Source organism: Streptomyces sp. NPDC053541 (assembly GCF_044544705.1).
Lineage (GTDB): Bacteria > Actinomycetota > Actinomycetes > Streptomycetales > Streptomycetaceae > Streptomyces.
In genome coordinates this window covers 205,688-221,422 of sequence record NZ_JBITXM010000011.1, presented here as the reverse complement: position 1 = coordinate 221,422, position 15,735 = coordinate 205,688, and the positions used below count along the sequence as shown (strand labels likewise).

Annotated in this window: 16 protein-coding genes; 7 read left to right on the top strand and 9 right to left on the bottom strand. The window is 74.8% G+C overall.

The genetic code is table 11. The features are described 5' to 3' along the window. Positions 1–63: 63 nt before the first annotated feature. Positions 64–1,104: a vWA domain-containing protein gene (locus ACIGW2_RS27670; protein ID WP_391655506.1), complete on the top strand. Its 1,041-nt coding sequence runs from the start codon at positions 64–66 to the stop codon at positions 1,102–1,104. Positions 1,105–1,223: 119 nt separating this feature from the next. Further along, entirely contained in the window at positions 1,224–2,120 is an 897-nt protein-coding gene (locus ACIGW2_RS27665) for an NAD-dependent protein deacetylase (RefSeq protein ID WP_399846701.1), read from the top strand. A gap of 25 nt (positions 2,121–2,145) precedes the next feature. Here the strand turns inward: ACIGW2_RS27665 and ACIGW2_RS27660 are convergent, their stop codons facing one another. Next, the gene (locus tag ACIGW2_RS27660; protein ID WP_399846699.1) at positions 2,146–3,069 is read right to left on the bottom strand and encodes a TauD/TfdA family dioxygenase; all 924 of its coding nucleotides are present in this window, start codon (positions 3,067–3,069) and stop codon (positions 2,146–2,148) included. Positions 3,070–3,137: 68 nt separating this feature from the next. After that, on the bottom strand, positions 3,138–4,091 hold the full coding sequence (locus tag ACIGW2_RS27655; protein ID WP_399846698.1) for an SMP-30/gluconolactonase/LRE family protein: 954 nt from the start codon (positions 4,089–4,091) through the stop codon (positions 3,138–3,140). Between the two features lie 99 nt (positions 4,092–4,190). Here ACIGW2_RS27655 and ACIGW2_RS27650 point away from each other — a divergent pair, with 99 nt between their 5' ends. The 4 genes from ACIGW2_RS27650 (at position 4,191) to ACIGW2_RS27635 (ending at position 7,654) form a co-directional block, all read left to right on the top strand. Next, positions 4,191–4,652 carry an Lrp/AsnC family transcriptional regulator gene (locus tag ACIGW2_RS27650; RefSeq protein WP_361581653.1) on the top strand — a complete coding sequence of 154 codons (462 nt, stop codon included), beginning with the start codon at positions 4,191–4,193 and terminating at the stop codon, positions 4,650–4,652. Positions 4,653–4,781: 129 nt separating this feature from the next. Beyond that, on the top strand, positions 4,782–5,240 hold the full coding sequence (locus ACIGW2_RS27645) for a cytidine deaminase (protein ID WP_399846696.1): 459 nt from the start codon (positions 4,782–4,784) through the stop codon (positions 5,238–5,240). Next, positions 5,237–5,893 (top strand): hypothetical protein, encoded by a 657-nt coding sequence (locus ACIGW2_RS27640; protein ID WP_399846694.1) that lies wholly within the window; start codon positions 5,237–5,239, stop codon positions 5,891–5,893. The genes ACIGW2_RS27645 and ACIGW2_RS27640 overlap by 4 nt, the downstream gene beginning before the upstream one ends. 237 nt (positions 5,894–6,130) lie before the next feature. Beyond that, positions 6,131–7,654 (top strand): glycosyl hydrolase family 18 protein, encoded by a 1,524-nt coding sequence (locus ACIGW2_RS27635; RefSeq protein WP_399846693.1) that lies wholly within the window; start codon positions 6,131–6,133, stop codon positions 7,652–7,654. Between the two features lie 74 nt (positions 7,655–7,728). On the opposite strand, the gene ACIGW2_RS27630 is transcribed toward ACIGW2_RS27635, so the two are convergent. The 7 genes from ACIGW2_RS27630 to ACIGW2_RS27600 form a co-directional block, all read right to left on the bottom strand. Continuing rightward, positions 7,729–11,313 carry a hypothetical protein gene (locus ACIGW2_RS27630; RefSeq protein ID WP_399846692.1) on the bottom strand — a complete coding sequence of 1,195 codons (3,585 nt, stop codon included), beginning with the start codon at positions 11,311–11,313 and terminating at the stop codon, positions 7,729–7,731. A gap of 209 nt (positions 11,314–11,522) precedes the next feature. Further along, complete coding sequence (locus ACIGW2_RS27625) at positions 11,523–12,077, bottom strand: Clp protease N-terminal domain-containing protein (RefSeq protein WP_399846691.1); 555 nt, start codon at positions 12,075–12,077, stop codon at positions 11,523–11,525. Continuing rightward, the gene (locus ACIGW2_RS27620) at positions 12,078–12,287 is read right to left on the bottom strand and encodes a helix-turn-helix domain-containing protein (protein ID WP_356068695.1); all 210 of its coding nucleotides are present in this window, start codon (positions 12,285–12,287) and stop codon (positions 12,078–12,080) included. Positions 12,288–12,319: 32 nt separating this feature from the next. After that, positions 12,320–13,291, bottom strand: coding sequence for an NUDIX domain-containing protein (locus ACIGW2_RS27615; RefSeq protein WP_399846689.1), 972 nt, complete (start codon positions 13,289–13,291; stop codon positions 12,320–12,322). 49 nt (positions 13,292–13,340) lie between these two features. Continuing rightward, positions 13,341–14,141, bottom strand: coding sequence for a class I SAM-dependent methyltransferase (locus tag ACIGW2_RS27610; protein WP_399846687.1), 801 nt, complete (start codon positions 14,139–14,141; stop codon positions 13,341–13,343). Continuing rightward, the gene (locus ACIGW2_RS27605) at positions 14,138–14,356 is read right to left on the bottom strand and encodes a hypothetical protein (RefSeq protein WP_399846685.1); all 219 of its coding nucleotides are present in this window, start codon (positions 14,354–14,356) and stop codon (positions 14,138–14,140) included. Before ACIGW2_RS27605 ends, ACIGW2_RS27610 begins: the two co-directional genes overlap by 4 nt. A gap of 111 nt (positions 14,357–14,467) precedes the next feature. After that, positions 14,468–15,094 carry a hypothetical protein gene (locus ACIGW2_RS27600; RefSeq protein ID WP_399846684.1) on the bottom strand — a complete coding sequence of 209 codons (627 nt, stop codon included), beginning with the start codon at positions 15,092–15,094 and terminating at the stop codon, positions 14,468–14,470. A 195-nt stretch (positions 15,095–15,289) separates the two neighbouring features. Between ACIGW2_RS27600 and ACIGW2_RS27595 the strand changes: the two genes are divergently transcribed. Then, entirely contained in the window at positions 15,290–15,697 is a 408-nt protein-coding gene (locus tag ACIGW2_RS27595; protein ID WP_361581683.1) for a YciI family protein, read from the top strand. Positions 15,698–15,735: the final 38 nt, after the last annotated feature.

Sequence of the window (15,735 nt, the reverse complement as noted above, 5' to 3'; positions counted from 1 at the left end):
ATCGAATTGTCAGTGGTGGGTGAGACGGTAGGACCATCAAGCCGGAACGAGGGGGAAGTTGCCGTGTCCAAGAACCAGAATTACATCAACCACGTCGCTCTCGTCCTGGACGCCAGCTCGTCCATGTCGCGCCTGAGCGGCAAGGTGGTGGAGGTCGCCGACCAGCAGATCGCCTACCTGGCGCGACGGTCGCGGGAGCTGGACCAGGAGACGCGGGTCACGGTGTACGTCTTCGCCGACAAGGTGGAGTGCGTCATCTACGACAAGGACGTCCTGCGGATGCCGTCCCTGAAGCAGTTGTACCGGGCGGGCGGGATGACCGCGCTGCTCGCGGCCGCGCTGAAGTCGCAGCGGGAGCTGGCGCAGACGGCGCAGCTCTACGGTGACCACAGCTTCCTGACCTTCATCCTCACGGACGGGCAGGAGAACGCGAGTCACCGCAGCCCGGACGCCCCGTCGAAGGACCCGCGCGCGCTGATGGCGGCGGTGGCCGAGATGATCGAGACGCAGGAGGACAACTGGACGCTGGCCGTCCTCGTGCCGGACCAGATGGGCAAGCGGGAGGCCACCCAGTGCGGCTTCCCCAAGGACAACATCGCCATCTGGGACGCCACCAGCACACAGGGCCTGGAAGAGGCCGGGCAGGTCATCCAGGAGGCCACCGAGAAGTTCATGGTGGGCCGCACCAAGGGCATCCGCGGCACCCGGGCGGTGTTCTCGACCGGCGCGGACACGGTGAACAAGGACACCATCAAGGCCGCCGGCCTCACCCCGGTGGACCCGTCGGGCTACGCGCTGCTGCCGGTGGGCCGGGCCGCGGCGATCAAGGAGTGGGTGATCGAGAGCGGTCACACCTACCGCACCGGCGGTGCGTACTACCAGCTGAGCAAGCCGGAGAAGATCCAGGCCCGCAAGCACATCGCGGTCCTGGAGAAGAGCACCGACCGGATCTATTCCGGACCCGAGGCGCGTGCCCTGCTCGGGCTGCCCGACGTCGAGGTCCGGATCAAGCCCGACCACAACGACGACTACACGATCTTCGTGCAGAGCACGAGCGTGAACCGCAAGCTGGTCCCGAACACGCGCCTGCTGATCATGACCTGAGTGCGGTACGGTCCCGCCGCCCGGCCGGCGCCCGACGGCCGGCCGCCGCCCCGGGCCGAGGCGGCGGCCCGAGGCGGCGGCCCGGGCGGTTCCGGCGGGCGGTCTCGTACCCTGGGCGCATGCGTACGCGCCCGACTCTGAGCTGGACGCCCACCGAGGACCTCCCGCCCGCGACCACGGACCTGGCGCCGGTGGCCGAGGTGCTGCGGGCGGGCAAGGTGCTGGTGCTGAGCGGGGCCGGGATCTCCACGGAGTCCGGCATCCCCGACTACCGGGGCGAGGGCGGCAGCCTGAGCCGGCACACCCCGATGACGTACCAGGACTTCACCGGCAGCGCCCGGGCCCGGCGGCGGTACTGGGCGCGCAGCCATCTGGGGTGGCGGACCTTCGGGCGCGCCCTGCCGAACGCGGGGCACCGGGCCGTCGCCGCGTTCCAGCGGCAGGGCCTGGTGTCGGGTCTGATCACCCAGAACGTGGACCAGCTGCACCAGGCCGCCGGCAGCACCGAGGTCGTGGAGCTGCACGGCAGCCTGCGGCGCGTGGTGTGCCTGTCCTGCGGGGCGTTCAGCCCGCGCCGGGAGCTCGCCGCCCGGCTGGAGGAGGCCAATCCGGGCTTCGCTCCGGTGCCGGCCGGGCTGAACCCGGACGGGGACGCCGACCTCACCGACGAGCAGGTCGCCGACTTCCGGGTCGTGCCCTGCGCGGTCTGCGGCGGGGTGCTCAAGCCGGACGTGGTGTTCTTCGGGGAGAACGTGCCGCCGCAGCGGGTCGAGCAGTGCCGGGCCCTCGTCCGCGAGGCCGCCTCGCTGCTGGTGCTCGGCTCGTCGCTGACGGTGATGTCCGGGCTGCGGTTCGTGCGGCAGGCCGCCGACGCCGGGAAGGCCGTACTGATCATCAACCGCGACCCCACCCGCGGCGACCGGCACGCCCGGGGCCGCGTGGCGCTCCCCCTCGGTACGGCACTGACCGCCCTCGCCGAGCACCTCGCCGTCCCCCTGGAGGACGCGGCGGGCTGAGGCGGCCTCCGCGCGGTGCCACCCGTCAGTCCGCCCAGACGCGTGCGTAGCAGCGGCCGGCTGCCGGGGCGCCGTGATCGGTGAAGGGCATCCTGCCGTGGAGGACGGCGGAGTTGTTCACGAGGAGCAGGTCGCCGCGCCGCAGGGGCACGGTCAGTACCATCGCCGGGTCCTGGAGGAGCTTCTCCATCCTCGCCAGGGCGGCGTGGCGCGCGGGTGGGAAGGGGGTGCCGGTCTCCTCCTGGCCACGGGCGATCCAGTAGCGGTTGTAGTGGACGCGCAGGATGCCGGCGTGGTGGCGGAAGACCGGCCGGACGCGGTCGAAGCCGGCGCCGCGGCCGAAGCGGAAGTCCTGGTGGAGCTCCTGGAGGGCATCCGGGTCCGTGCCCGCGAGCTCTTCGTGGAGGGCGGCTCCGCTGGCGAGGAGGGACGCGCCGCCCTCGGTGGCGGGGCGGACGCAGAGGAGCGCCAGGAGTCTGGGCGGTTCGGGGCCCTCGCCGCGGTCCATGTGCGGGAGGAGGAGGTTCTCGTCGCCGCTGGGGGCGAGCGGCGCCGCGGGGGCATGCGGGAGTGCCGGGGCCGTGGCCGCCGTGAGGAGTTCGTGCGCGGAGCGCTGGAGGCGCAGGCCGGCGGGGGCGCAGAGCGCGCCGACGAGCTCGGCGCAGCGTTCGACGGCCTGGCGGTCGGTCAGGCCGTCGAGGTCCAGGCCGCGGAGCAGGGCGAAGCCGGTGCCGTGCCAGAGGGCGCTGTCGATCCGGGCGGTGAGGCTGCCGTCGGGGTACGGGACGGGAGCCGGGTCCGGCGGCCCGCCCGCGTTCGTCCGGCCCGGAACGCGTCCCGACGCCGGTGCCGGTGCCGGTGCCGGCACCGGGAACAGCCAGTCCGAGGTCCGCAAGGTGGCCGGCCGCCAGCTCGTCGGGCCTTCGCCCCTGTCCCGTACGTCCGTCATGCCCCGCCCTCCCGCCGTCGCCGGCCCGTGCGCCGTCTCGTACTCAGGCTGGCGACGGCGGGGCGCTTTCAAACCGTGTACGTCCAGGGCGAGCGCCCCGGACCGGTGGGGTGGGTGCCCGTGACCGCCATGACCAGGGAGTAGAGGCTGGTCTCGGCGGCGATGAAGAGACGGTTCCGCTTGGCTCCGCCCCAGGAGATGTTCGCGACGGCCTCGGGGACGACGAGCCGGCCGATCAGGGTGCCGTCGGGGTCGTAGCAGTGCACGCCGTCGCCCATGGCGGCGGCCCAGAGGCGTCCGCCGTCGTCGAAGCGGAGGTTGTCGAAGCGGGCGTTCGGGCGCCCGGAGGCGTCGGCGAAGATCTTGCCCTCGGAGAGGGTGCCGTCCTCGCGCACGTCGAAGACCCTGATGTACCCGGCGCGGGTGTCGGAGACGTACAGCTGCTGTTCGTCGGCGGAGAAGACCAGGCCGTTCGGGGCGCCGAAGCAGTCGGCGACGAGGCGCACCTCGCCGGTGTCGGGGTCGATGCGGTAGACGTTGTTGGCGCCGATCTCACTGTCGGCGCGGTGGCCCTCGTAGTCGCTGGTGATGCCGAAGTCGGGGTCGGAGAACCAGATGGAGCCGTCCGACTTCACGGTGGCGTCGTTGGGGCTGTTGAGCCGCTTGCCCTGCCAGCGGTCGGCGAGGACGGTGACGGTGCCGTCGTGCTCGGTGCGGGTCACCCGGCGGTTGCCCTGCTCGCAGGTGACGAGCCGGCCCTGGCGGTCGAGGGTGTTGCCGTTGGTGTGACCGGCCGAGCGGCGGAAGACCGCGACCGCGCCGGTCTCCTCGTCCCAGCGGAGCATGCGGTCGTTCGGGATGTCGCTCCACACCACCTGCCGCCAGGCCGGGACGTAGACGGGCCCTTCCGCCCAGCGGCAGCCGGTGTACAAAACCTCTAGGTCGGCGTCTCCGTTCATGCACCGTCCGGTGCGGAAGCGCTCGTCGAACATCTCGTAGAGTCCGGGGCCTTCGCCGGTCATGGTTCCCCTCCGTGCCATGTCGACCGAACATTCTTCGGCTCGATGGGGAGACTGGAGGATGAGATATGGTCTTGGCAAGGTCATGCCGAATGGAGAGTTGTGGATCACATCGACCGGGTGCTGCTGACGGAACTCCAGCGGGACGCCACGCAGTCCTACGCGGCGCTCGGCCGGGCCGCGGGCCTGTCCGCCGGCGCGGCACACGAGAGGGTGCGCAAGCTGCGCGAGCGCGGGGTCATCCGGCGCACCACCGTGGAGGTGGACCCGGCCGTGGTGGGCGGCGGCGTGCTCGCCTTCGTCATGGTCGACGCCCACGCCTGGATGGGCGACTCGGCGGAGGCCTTCGCCGCGCTTCCGGAGATCGTGGAGGCCCATGTCATCGCGGGCAGCGCCACGCTGCTCGTGAAGGTGCGGACGACGACCACGGAGCAGCTGCAGGACGTGCTGCGCCGCCTGTACGCGATCGAGGGGGTGAGCGGCACCCAGGCGACGGTCGTCCTGGAGACCTTCTTCGAACGACCGGTGACGGTACGGCCGGACGACGGCCCCCGGCCGGCCTAGCCGGCCCCAAAACCCCACGCCCTCCAGCGGGGTCGGCCCGAGGCGGGCGAATTCCGGTTGCGGATCTTGGCCGCCTGAGGCACGGTCGGTCGCCGGACAGCGAACCGATCCTGGAAGTAGGCACACAGCATGACCGCGGAGCCCCGCCCCGTCGACGCCCGGCCGGCCGTCGACCGTGAACTCGTGGAGGCCGCGGCCCGCGTGGCCCGCACGCGCAGCCACGGCGACAACCACACGATGGCGGCGGCGGCCCGTGCGGCGGACGGGCGGATCGTCACGGCGATGAACGCCTACCACTTCACCGGCGGACCCTGCGCCGAGCTGGTGCTCATCGGGGCGGCCGCGGCCCAGGGGGCGTACGAGCTGACCACCGTCGTCGCGGTGGGCGACCGCGACCGGGGCGTCGTCCCGCCGTGCGGCCGCTGCCGGCAGGTGCTGCTCGACTACTTCCCCGGTCTGACGGTCATCGTCGGCGCGGGCGAGGACCTGCGCCCCGTCCGCATCGCCGAGTTGCTGCCGGAGACCTACGTGTGGGCCGACCACCAGCTGGACGCGTCCGAGGAGCCGCCGGGAGCGGCGGACCGGTGAAGCTGTCCCTGCTCGTCCACCAGGTCCGCCTCGGAGCGCGGGAGTTCCAGGTCGTCCGGCCCGGCCGCCCGCTCCCCCACGCGGTACTGATCGATCGTGCCTACTCCCTGGACGCCTACGTCGACAAGGAGGCCGCCGAGCGGATCGGCGGCCTGTGGACACTGGCCGCGATGTCTCCGCGCGCGCTGGTCCACCTGCCGATCCGCGCCAACCGCCCGCCCGTGCCGGGACCGCCCGAGGACACGCCGCGCCTGCTCGATCTCGTCCTGCTGCACCACTCGCTCCAGTTCGCACCGGCGGACTGGAAGGACATCCGCAGCCGCCTCGGCCGGGGCCGTCCGCGGACGGTCACGCTGTCCGCGGCGGCACTGGAGGCCGATGCCGGCCTCGACCCGGCCGCGCGGCACCACCGGGAGAACCGGGACCTCATCCACCAGCACGTCCGGGCCGAGACCCTCTTCATGACCGGCAGCGCCAAGGTGTTCAGGGAGACCGCCGGACACTTCCACGAGCTGGCCAGGACCGGGCCGGAGGACGTCGCCCCCTACCCGCACGGCCCGCACCACTGCACGCGGTTCCGCTCCGACGACGGCACCCTCGCCAACGGGCGCGAGATCCACGTCGAGTACGCCCCCGTCTGGAGCGCGTCGTGATCCGGCCGCGTCCGACGTCAGGTCAAGAGCCGTCAAAATTCCAGGAATTGGTCTAGTCCACACCCCCTGGGGTGGGCAGGGGAAACGAACCGCGATGCCCGCGACCGGTCCACTCCCATCCTGGTCCAGACCATTGACCCGGTTCCTCGGCGGCCGCTATCCCAGTACCCGCACCCCGCCCGCGCTCCCGCCGGAGCGGGGTGCTTCCCACCCCTCACACAGCTGGGACTGACTGACATGAGACGCATGCGCACGCTGCGCGCGATCGTCGCCGCCGTCACCACCGCCGTCGCCGCGGCCGGGCTGACCGCGCTCGACGCCGGCACCGCCCAGGCGGCGACGCCACTGCCCAACCGGGTCTTCGCGCCGTACTTCGAGGCATGGACCGGCGAGAGCCCCGCCGCCCTGTCCGCCCAGTCGGGCGCCAAGCACCTCACCATGGCCTTTCTGCAGACCGCGACGAAGGGCTCGTGCACGCCGTACTGGAACGGCGACACGGGCATGCCGGTCTCCAGCGCCGTCTTCGGCGCCGACATCACGACCATGCAGGGCCGGGGCGGGGACGTGATCCCCTCCTTCGGCGGCTACACCGCCGACACCACCGGCACCGAGATCGCCGACAGCTGCACCGACGTCAAGCAGATCACCGACGCGTACGAGAAGGTCCTCACCACCTACGACGTCACGCGCCTCGACATGGACATCGAGGTCGACTCGCTCGACGACAGCGCCGGCATCGACCGCCGCAACAAGGCCATCAAGCTCCTCCAGGACCGGGCCGCCGCCTCCGGCCGCAAGCTGGAGATCTCGTACACCCTGCCGACGACGACCGGCGGTCTCGCGCCCAGCGGACTGGCCGTCCTCAAGAACGCCGTCGCGAACGGCGCCCGGGTCGACGTCGTCAACCTCATGACCTTCGACTACTACGACAACGCCGCCCACGACATGGCCAAGGACACCCAGACCGCGGCCCAGGGGCTCCACGACCAGCTCGCCGCGCTCTACCCGACCAAGACCGCCGCCCAGCTGTGGGCCATGGTCGGCGTCACCGAGATGATCGGCGTCGACGACTTCGGCCCGGCCGAGACCTTCACCCTGGCCAACGCCCGCACCGTGTACGACTGGGCGGTCGCCCAGGGCATCAACACCCTGTCCTTCTGGGCCCTCCAGCGCGACAACGGCGGCTGCCCCGGCGGCGCCGCCGCCGACAACTGCTCCGGCATCGCGCAGAACACCTGGGACTTCAGCCATGTCTTCGCGCCCTTCACCGGCGGGACCACCACCCCGGCCGACGACTTCTCCGTGACCACCGGCCCGGCCTCCGGCACCGTGGCGGCGGGCGCCTCCGCCACCACCACCGTCAGCACGGCGGTCACCTCCGGAGCGGCCCAGTCCGTGAGCCTGAGCGCCTCCGGCCTGCCGGCCGGGGTCACCGCCTCCTTCAGCCCGGCCTCGGTGACGGCCGGCGGCTCGTCGACGCTCACCCTGGCGACGACGTCGGCGGCGGTCTCGGGGACGTACCCGATCACGGTCACGGCGGCGGGCCCCTCGGCCGCGCACACCGCGACCTACACCCTGACCATCACCGGCGGCACCGGACACCAGTGCACGGCACCCCCCTGGAGCTCCGGCACCGTCTACACCGGCGGCCGGCAGGTGTCCCACAAGGGGCACACCTGGAAGGCCAAGTGGTGGACGCTGGGCGAGGAGCCCGGCACCACCGGCGAGTGGGGGGTCTGGCAGGACCTCGGCGCCTGCTGACCCGCCCCGGCGCGCGCGTACCGGCCCCCGACCGGTCCGCGCGCGCCGACGCGCGTCGCCCGCTCACGCGCGGGTCACGCCGTGAGCAGCGCCTCCACCGTGGAGTCCGGGTCCCACGCGGGGTCGAGGCCGGTCAGCCGCTCGGCGACCCGGTGCCAGGCCGCCGGGTCCGTGCCGAGGCGGGAGCGCACCAGGTCCGCGAGCAGGGTGCGGGCCTCGGCGGCCTGCGGCGGGGCGTCCGTACGGCGGGCCGCGGCGCCCAGGTAGGCGAGCAGCCGGGCCGCCGGGGCCGCGAGGCGCAGCAGGTCGGGCGCGTCGAGGAGGCCCGCCGCGAGCAGCCCGTCCAGCTGGGTGGAGGGCGCGTGCCGGTACAGCCCGCCGAGGCCGTAACGGGCGCGTTCCCGGGTGAGCCGCGCGCTGTCGTGCAGCCCGTCGGGTCCCGGCTCGGGCAGCAGGGCAGCGTGCCGCAGCCGTACGTCCTCGGGCACGCCGTCCAGGCGCACCAGGTCCTGCCAGTGCGGGAGCGGTTCCTCTGCGTGGGCGGCTTCGAGCGCGGCCCAGTCGACCGGCTCCCCGGGCGGCAGGGACGCGACGAGGTCCCGGGTGTGCGCGGCGCTCCGGGAGCGCCGCAGCTTCCGGACGAGCTTCTCCGGCGCGAGCTCGCGGTCCAGCCGGGCGCGGAGCACGGCGGCGGGGTCCGCCGCGGTCAGGGCCTTCGCGCAGACGGTGGTGGCGGAGCGCCCCAGGGCGGAGCGCGCGGCGAGCCGGGCCAGCCGCTCGGGCCCGCCGTGCTCGAAGAGGCGCAGGCAGCCGAGGAGTTGCTCGGCGAGGCCGAGCCGTGAGCCGGTGGCGTCGAGCAGCGCCTCGACGAGGTCGGGTTCGGCGGAGCACAGCCAGGCCGTGCCGCCGGCCGGCCATGCGGCGCCCCCGGCACGCCAGTCGGCGAGCACCCGGGCACCGAGGGACGGGCGCCCGCCGCCGGGCCGGGACCGGGACACGATCCGGTGGACGAGGGTCCGGGACACCCCGTGCCGCAGCAGGGCGAGGTCGACCTCGGGGTCGTCGAGGTCGACGAGGTGCCGCACCGCGCCGCTCCGCTCCATCCAGCGGGACTGGGTGGCCAGCACGCGCAGGGCCTCGGGGTCGCGGTCCGCGAGCAGCCGGTCCAGGGCGGCGGGCGGAGTGCGGTCGTGGCGGAGCAGGTAGGCGGCGAGGAGCCAGGGTCCGTCGGGGCCGAGCCGGGGCAGGACGGCGGCGATCACCTCGGGGTCGGCGAGGCAGAGCAGGGTGCCCTCCGGCCAGCCCCACAGGTGGTCGCCGTGGGCGAGGAGGTCGAGCGCCTCGTCCGGGGTGGCCGGCCTGGGCCGGCCGATGACGGTGCTCGCGCCGGGCGCCGGGCGGGCGTCCGAGAGCGCGCGTTCCAGGAGCTCAGCCCAGGTGAGGTCCTCGGCGGCCGCCTCGGACGCGGTCACGGTCGCGGCCAGCCGGAGCCAGGCCTCGGGGTCGGTGCCGAGGGCGGTGCGCAGCCGGCGGGCGAGCGCGGCCCGCCAGGCGTCGGCGAACGCCAGGCGCTGCCAGTCGTACGGCAGCAGGAGCAGCCGCCGGGCGGGCAGCACGGCGAGCAACTCCTCGGCGGGCAGTACGCCTTGCGCGTAGGCCCGCTCGAAGTGCTGTGCTCCGGAACCGTAGGTCTCGGGCAGCGGGGACCGTACGTCCGCGAGGCCGGGCGCCTCGTGGGCGTAGCCGTCCTCGGAGGCGGGGATGCCGTGCGCGGCGCAGGCGGCGGCGAACCAGGCCGGGGTGGCGAGGCCGGGCGCGGTCGCCGGTTCGTGCACGGTCAGGGCGCGCAGCACCTCGGGGTCGGCGGGCCGGGGCGCGTCGTCCGGGGCGAGGGAGAGGAGAAGGTCGAGCGCGGCGAGGGCGAGCACCCGGTCGCCGCGGCGGAAGGGGCGGGGGGAGGCGGGCGCCGAGGGCTGCGGAGGAGCGGGGGGCGCGGTCGGTGGCCGGTCTTCCGGGCGGGCCGCGGGCTCGTGCGCCGGCGTCTCGTGCGCCGGTGTCCCGTGCGCCGGTGTCCCGTGCGCCGGCGCGGGGACGGTCTCGTCCGCGGCCTTGCCCGCCTCGGCGACGAACTCGGCGAGGCTGCCGCGGTGCTGCGGCAGGAGGGTGTCCAGGGCCGCCCAGGCATCCTCCCGCTCGCCCAGGTGCGTGTCGGCGAGGCCTCGCAGTTCGGCGGTCGCCTCGGCGCCCAGCAGGTCGCGTTCGGCGAGACGGGCGAGCGCGGCGAGGGCGTGGCCGGCGGGACGGGCGGTGCGGACGAGGTCGAGCGGGTCGAGGAGACCCGCGGCCGCCATGCCCTCGGCCCAGTCGGGGGCGCTGTCGTCGAGTTCCTCCGCCGCGAGGCGCCGGGCGGGCGGGGTGGTGTTGCCGGCGCGGCGGCCTCCGGTCCGCCACGGTTCGTTGAGGACGCTGATCCGGAACGCCCGGCGCTGTTCGTCGCTCGCCGCCTCGTGCCGGGCCAGTTCCTCGCAGGCCTTCGGCATGAACGGGGTCTTCGCGTGGGCCGCGGCGAGGGCGTCGAGGTCGTGCGCGTACGGCTCGGTGAGCAGGTCGCGCAGGGTGGTGGTGCCGCGTGCGGTGGCGAGGAGCGCGGGCAGCCGGGCGGGGTCCTCGTACGGTTCGCCCTGCGCGCGCAGTCGGCGCGGCCCGTCGCCGTCGGGGGCGGCCAGGGCCGCCGTGACGGTGTCGACCACGTCCCTGTGCAGCACGGAGCGCGCGTCGGGGGCGTCGAGCAGGGCGCGTACGGCGTCCGGGCCGCTGCGCTCCCAGATCCTCAGCAGGGCGTACTGCTGGGCGGTCCGGCGCACGCCCCAGCGCAGGGCCGGGAGCACGAGCGCCGGGTCGCCCGAGCCGAGCAGCGGGGCGAGCCAGGTGCGCGGGGCCCGGCCGTGCGGCGCGGTGAGTTCGGCGCGGAGGGTGTCGTCGAGCGGGACGGTGTCGAACCGGTCGGCGATCGTGCGGCGCAGGGACGGGGTGGTGCGCGGATTGCGGTAGACGGCCGCGGTCACCCCGGCGTCGCCGACGGCGGCGAGCCGGGCGAGGTCCCGGGCGTCGAGCCGCGGGTGGCGGGCCAGGGCCGCACGGGTGCGGGTGTCGCCGTGGTCGACGACCGCGGTGACGAGGGCGGGGGCCGGCAGGGGCCCGCCGGCCAGGAGTTCCGTCGTGACCCGCTCGGGCAGGGCGGCGAGGGCGGTCGCGGCGTGCCGGGGTTCGGCGTGTTCGAGGAGCAGGCCGAGCGTGCGGTGGACGCTGCGCGGTGCGGGCGGGCGGACCTCGCCCTCGGCCGCCGGCGTCGGGGCCGGGAGGTCGGCGAGGAGGGCGGGGAGCTCGCCGCGGTACGTGGCCAGGGCGTCGTGCAGCGCGCACCAGCGGTCGGGGTCGGCGCCCAGGTGGCGCTCCGTCAGTTTCCTGAGGAGGGCGCCCGTTTCGGCGTCGGGGCCGCCCGCCGTGGCGACGCCGGCGGCCACGCCCCGCGCGGGCCGCGTCCGTTCCACCGCGCCGAGGGCCCCGCCGCCCTCCCGGCCCGCGCCCTCCGGCTCCGGTACGGTCCCGATCAGTGCGCGCAACAGCCGGCCGACGGCCCCCACCTGCGTCCTCGTCATGGTCGCCCATGCTAGACAGGGCCGTCCGCCCGCCCCCTCCGGCCCCGGCCGGTGCGTCCTCGGCCTCTCCTCCGGCTCACGGCCCGCCTGGCAGACCGCCGCCTGGGTCCTGGCCGGCGCCGCCCTGCTCATCGGCGGCGGCACCGCGGCCGACTGGGTACGGCTCCGCCGCACCCGCTACCGCGTCGGCGCCGCTGCCGGGACCGGTGCTACCCGGACAGTTCACGCTCCGCCCGCTCGTAGGTGACGCCGTGGTCCGCGAGGACCTCGGAGACCGGGCCGGGGCGTGCGACGAGGGCGAGGACCAGGTGCCGGGCGCCGATTTCCCTGTCCTTGCGTCCGAGTGCGATACGGAGCGACTTCTCCAGCACCTGCTTGGTCTCGGTCGCGAACGGACGGTGGGACCGGGGGCCGGGTTCCCGGCGGCCGAACAGCCCCGCGGCGCGCGCCCGGCCCCGTGGGGCGGCGGCGCTCAGCGCGCCCTCGCCGTGGGTCTCCTCGATGCGGGCCACCACCTCGCCGAGGTCGATGCCCAGCCCGGCGAGGGCCTCCTCGTCGGCCTTCGACAGGCCGCCCCGGCGCCGTGCCTCGCCCAGTCCGGCCCGCACGGCGGCCCGGTCCACGCCCAGCGGGTCGAGTGCCCCCTGCTCGAGCAGGGCGAGCAGCAGGTGCTCCTCCCCCACCGTCGTGGCGTCCGCCTGCGCGGCCTCCGCCTGCGCCCCGACCACGGCGGAGCGCGCCGTCGCGGTGAACCTCTCGAACATCTAGGACCTCCCGTACTTCTTGTGCACGGCCTGCCTGCTGACGCCCAGCTCGGCCGCGATCTCCTGCCAGGACCACCCCTGCGCCCGTGCGCTGCGCACCTGCACGGCCTCCAACTGCTCCAACAGCCGCCGCAGCGCGGCCACGGCCCGCAGGCCCACACGGGGGTCGCGGTCGCCGGCGCGGCTGGCCAGATCGGTCGCCTCACTCATGTCTGTCAACGTAGGTTGACGGCAGGGTCTTGTCAACCCACGTTGACGTCCCGGGTGCCCGCCCCACCCGTCTCCGTGACCGCCTGACGGGCGGCCCGCGGAAGGCCCAGGCCCTCCCGGGCATGATGGACGGCGGCCAGCAGGTCCTCGGCCGGTGCGCCCCGGTCGAGGAGTTCGAGGGCCTGTTCCGGGGTGGCGAGGACGCGGACGTACGGGCTTCCGGGGACCGCTTCCCATTGGCCCTGGCCCAGTTCGGCGAGGGCGGCGAAGGAGACCCCGCCCGCGTCGCCCAGCCCGCCCCCGACCCCGTCTCCTTGAGGCAGCGGTGTGTCGCCCGGCAGGAACGCGGTGCCCGTGGCCGGATCGAGCAGTACGAGGACGCGCCCGTCGGGTGCGAACAGCCACCTCTGCGAGCGCTCCGCCGCGAGGCCGTCCGGCGCGGGGCGGCGTGCCCGCGGGGTCCGCAGAACGCCGACCCGGTCGAGGACGGTCGGCGCGAGGGGCAGTCCGTCCTCCAGGAGCACGGCGCCCGCCCCGTGGACCCGCGCCCGGAGGGCGGACAGCGCGCGGCGCGCGTCCCGCGGCGTCATCAGCTCCGGCAGCCGGGCCGGTTCGACGAACTCGACATCCTCGATCTCCTGCTCGGGCAGCCGGATCGCGCCGATCCGCTCCTCGTCCCAGGTGCCGCCGTCGAAGACGTGCAGCAGCTCCCCGGGAAACCGCATGGCCGCCGGCGCCGCCGCACTCGCGGCCGACACCCAGTCCACGGCGAGGCCGCGCTCGACCACCGCGGTGACCCCGAGCTCCTCCCTCAGCTCGCGGGCGGCGGCCCGCGCGGGCGACTCGCCGGCGTCGACACCGCCGCCCGGCAGCAGACAGGTCTCCAGATAGTCGACGTGCTGGACCAGCACGTCGCCGCACCGGTTGGTGATCAGCACGGACGTCCCGGCCCACAGGGCGGCCGAGGCGCGCAGCGCGCCGTACTCCTCGTCGGTCAGGGTCATGGTCTTCTCCGATCGTGTCGCGGGCGGCGCCCGTCCGGTGGGGGGGACTTCATCGGGATCGTGCGGGGCCGGACGCGCCGCCGGTGGGACGGGAGCGCCGGGCCAGGGCGTGGACGAGCCGTCCCAGCCGGCGGTACGGATCGCGCTCCGAGGCGGCCCGCTCGGTGGCCAGGGCGAGGCGGTACTCCTCCGGGTCCGGCGTCCAGTCCGCGCGGTGGTCGTGGAAGATCCGCACGCCCTGCCAGGGCAGCGGGACGAGGCCCTGGGCGGCAGCGAGCCGGTCGAGCTCCTCGGCGGTGTCGCCGCGCGTCGGCATGCCGAGGTTCCCGACGCTCGTGCCCGCGCCGCCCTCGATGAGTGCGCGGGCCACCTCGTAGTCGCCGCGCAGCGCCTCCCGGACGCCGATCGCGGCCCGGTTCTTCGTCAGGATGCTCAGCAGCCCACCGGGGGCGAGGAGGCCGGCCAGCCGGGCGACGGCCGTCGCCGACTCGTCCAGATACATGAGCACGCCGTGGCAGCACACCGCGTCGAACCGCTCGGTCGCGAACGGGAGGTCGTGGACGCCCGCCTCCAGGAGGCGGACGCGCGGGGCGAGTTCGGGCCGGGCGGCGATGCGCCGGGCCGCGGCGGCGAGCATCCCCTCCGACGGGTCCACGGCGGTCACCCGGTGCCCGGCGGCGGCCAGCCGCAGGGTCATCTCGCCGTCCCCGCACCCCACGTCGAGCACCGTGGACGGGCGGTCCGGCAGCTCGGCGAGCAGGCGGTGGGCGACCAGGTCGTGGCGCAGCCGGCCACGGGCACTGCCGGAGTGCTCGGCGTAGTCGCGCCCCACTGCGGCGAAGTCGGTCACCGCCCGGCCCAGCCCGGCTCGGTGTACGCGCGCCCGGCGCGCACGCCGCCCAGCAGCGACCAGGTCCCCCGTGCCCGGATCTCGGGTGTGCCGGCGTCCCGCAGGTGCAGCAGACGGCACCCCTCGCCGTCGTGGATCACCGCCGAGGCGTGCGCCGGCACGTCCGCGCCGCCCACCTCCGACGGTACGGGCTGCGGGTCTGGGAAGGGGGTCATCGCGGCCTCCGTGAGCGGATGCGGGGTGTCGTCCCGAGGAACAACGACGGAGCCCACCCGTTCGAACGCAGGGGTTTCGGCCGCGGTGAGAAGGGGGCGCCGCCCCCCCCCTCAGCGCATTTCGGGCACGGAGACGATCCGGTCCGGCCGGCCGTGCGCGTCGAGGGTCACCGTGTGGACCGCGCCGCCCTCGGTGGTCATGCGGATCCGGTCCGGGGCCGTCCAGGCCGCCTCGGCGAGCGCGTTCTCCTCGGCGTCGGCGTTGAAGCAGCCGACGCTCCAGCGGCGTTCCCAGGGCGGGATGCCCTGGCGGACGTGGACGCACCGCGTGGGGTCCAGGAAGCCGCCGGTCACGTCGACCACGACCAGCCGGCGGTCGGCGCGGCCGGGAGCCGGCTCCGTCCGCAGCTCCTGGTCGTCGTCACCGAACGTTCCCGAGACCCATCCGCCGATGAGCAGGATCGGCGCGCCGATGACGAGCAGTCCGGTGGCCAGGGGCACGCGCAGCCAGGACCGCGAGGGCAGCCCCAGCAGGACGGCCCCGGTCAGCGCGGCCAGGAAGAGCCACCCCAGCACCACCACGTACTCACGCAGCCCGAGCAACAGGACCAGCGCCCCCTCGCCACCCGCGGCGAGTCCCGCGACGACCCCGGCGCCGAGGGCGATGGCCAGCCCGAGCAGCAGGAAGGCCGGCGGTCTGCGTCGGCGCGTGATGGTCGTGATCCCCGTGATGTTCACGATCCCCCCGGATGATGTGGATCACGCAGCCTACGGGGTGGGCCCGGCCGGGGCCAGAGCGGGCGGGGGCACCCTTCGGGGCCCGTCCGGGCGGCTCCGGAAAAAATCTCGGGCGGGGATGTCGAGAACGCGTCGTCGGCTCCGTCCCCGGTGTGAGCGCGACCAGAATGGGTCGCACCCCATCGAGGAGAGATCATGGCCAAGTACCTGCTTCTCAAGCACTACCGCGGCGCCCCCGACCCCGTGAACGACGTTCCCATGGACCAGTGGACGCCGGAGGAGGTCACGGCGCACATGGCCTACATGCGGGACTTCGCGGCCCGTCTGGAGAAGACCGGCGAGTTCGTCGACGGGCAGGCGCTGGCGCCGCAGGGAGCGTGGGTGCGGTACGACGGGGAGGGGCGGCCGCCGGTGACGGACGGGCCGTTCGCCGAGACGAAGGACCTGATCGCCGGGTGGATGGTGATCGACGTCGACTCGTACGAGCGGGCGGTCGAGCTGGCCGGTGAGCTGTCGGCGGCGCCGGGGGCGGGCGGGGAGCCGATCCACGAGTGGCTGGAGCTGCGGCCCTTCCTCACCGAGCCGCTCACCATCACGGAGTGAACGGAGGCATCGGGGAATCACGGCACCACGGACGAGTC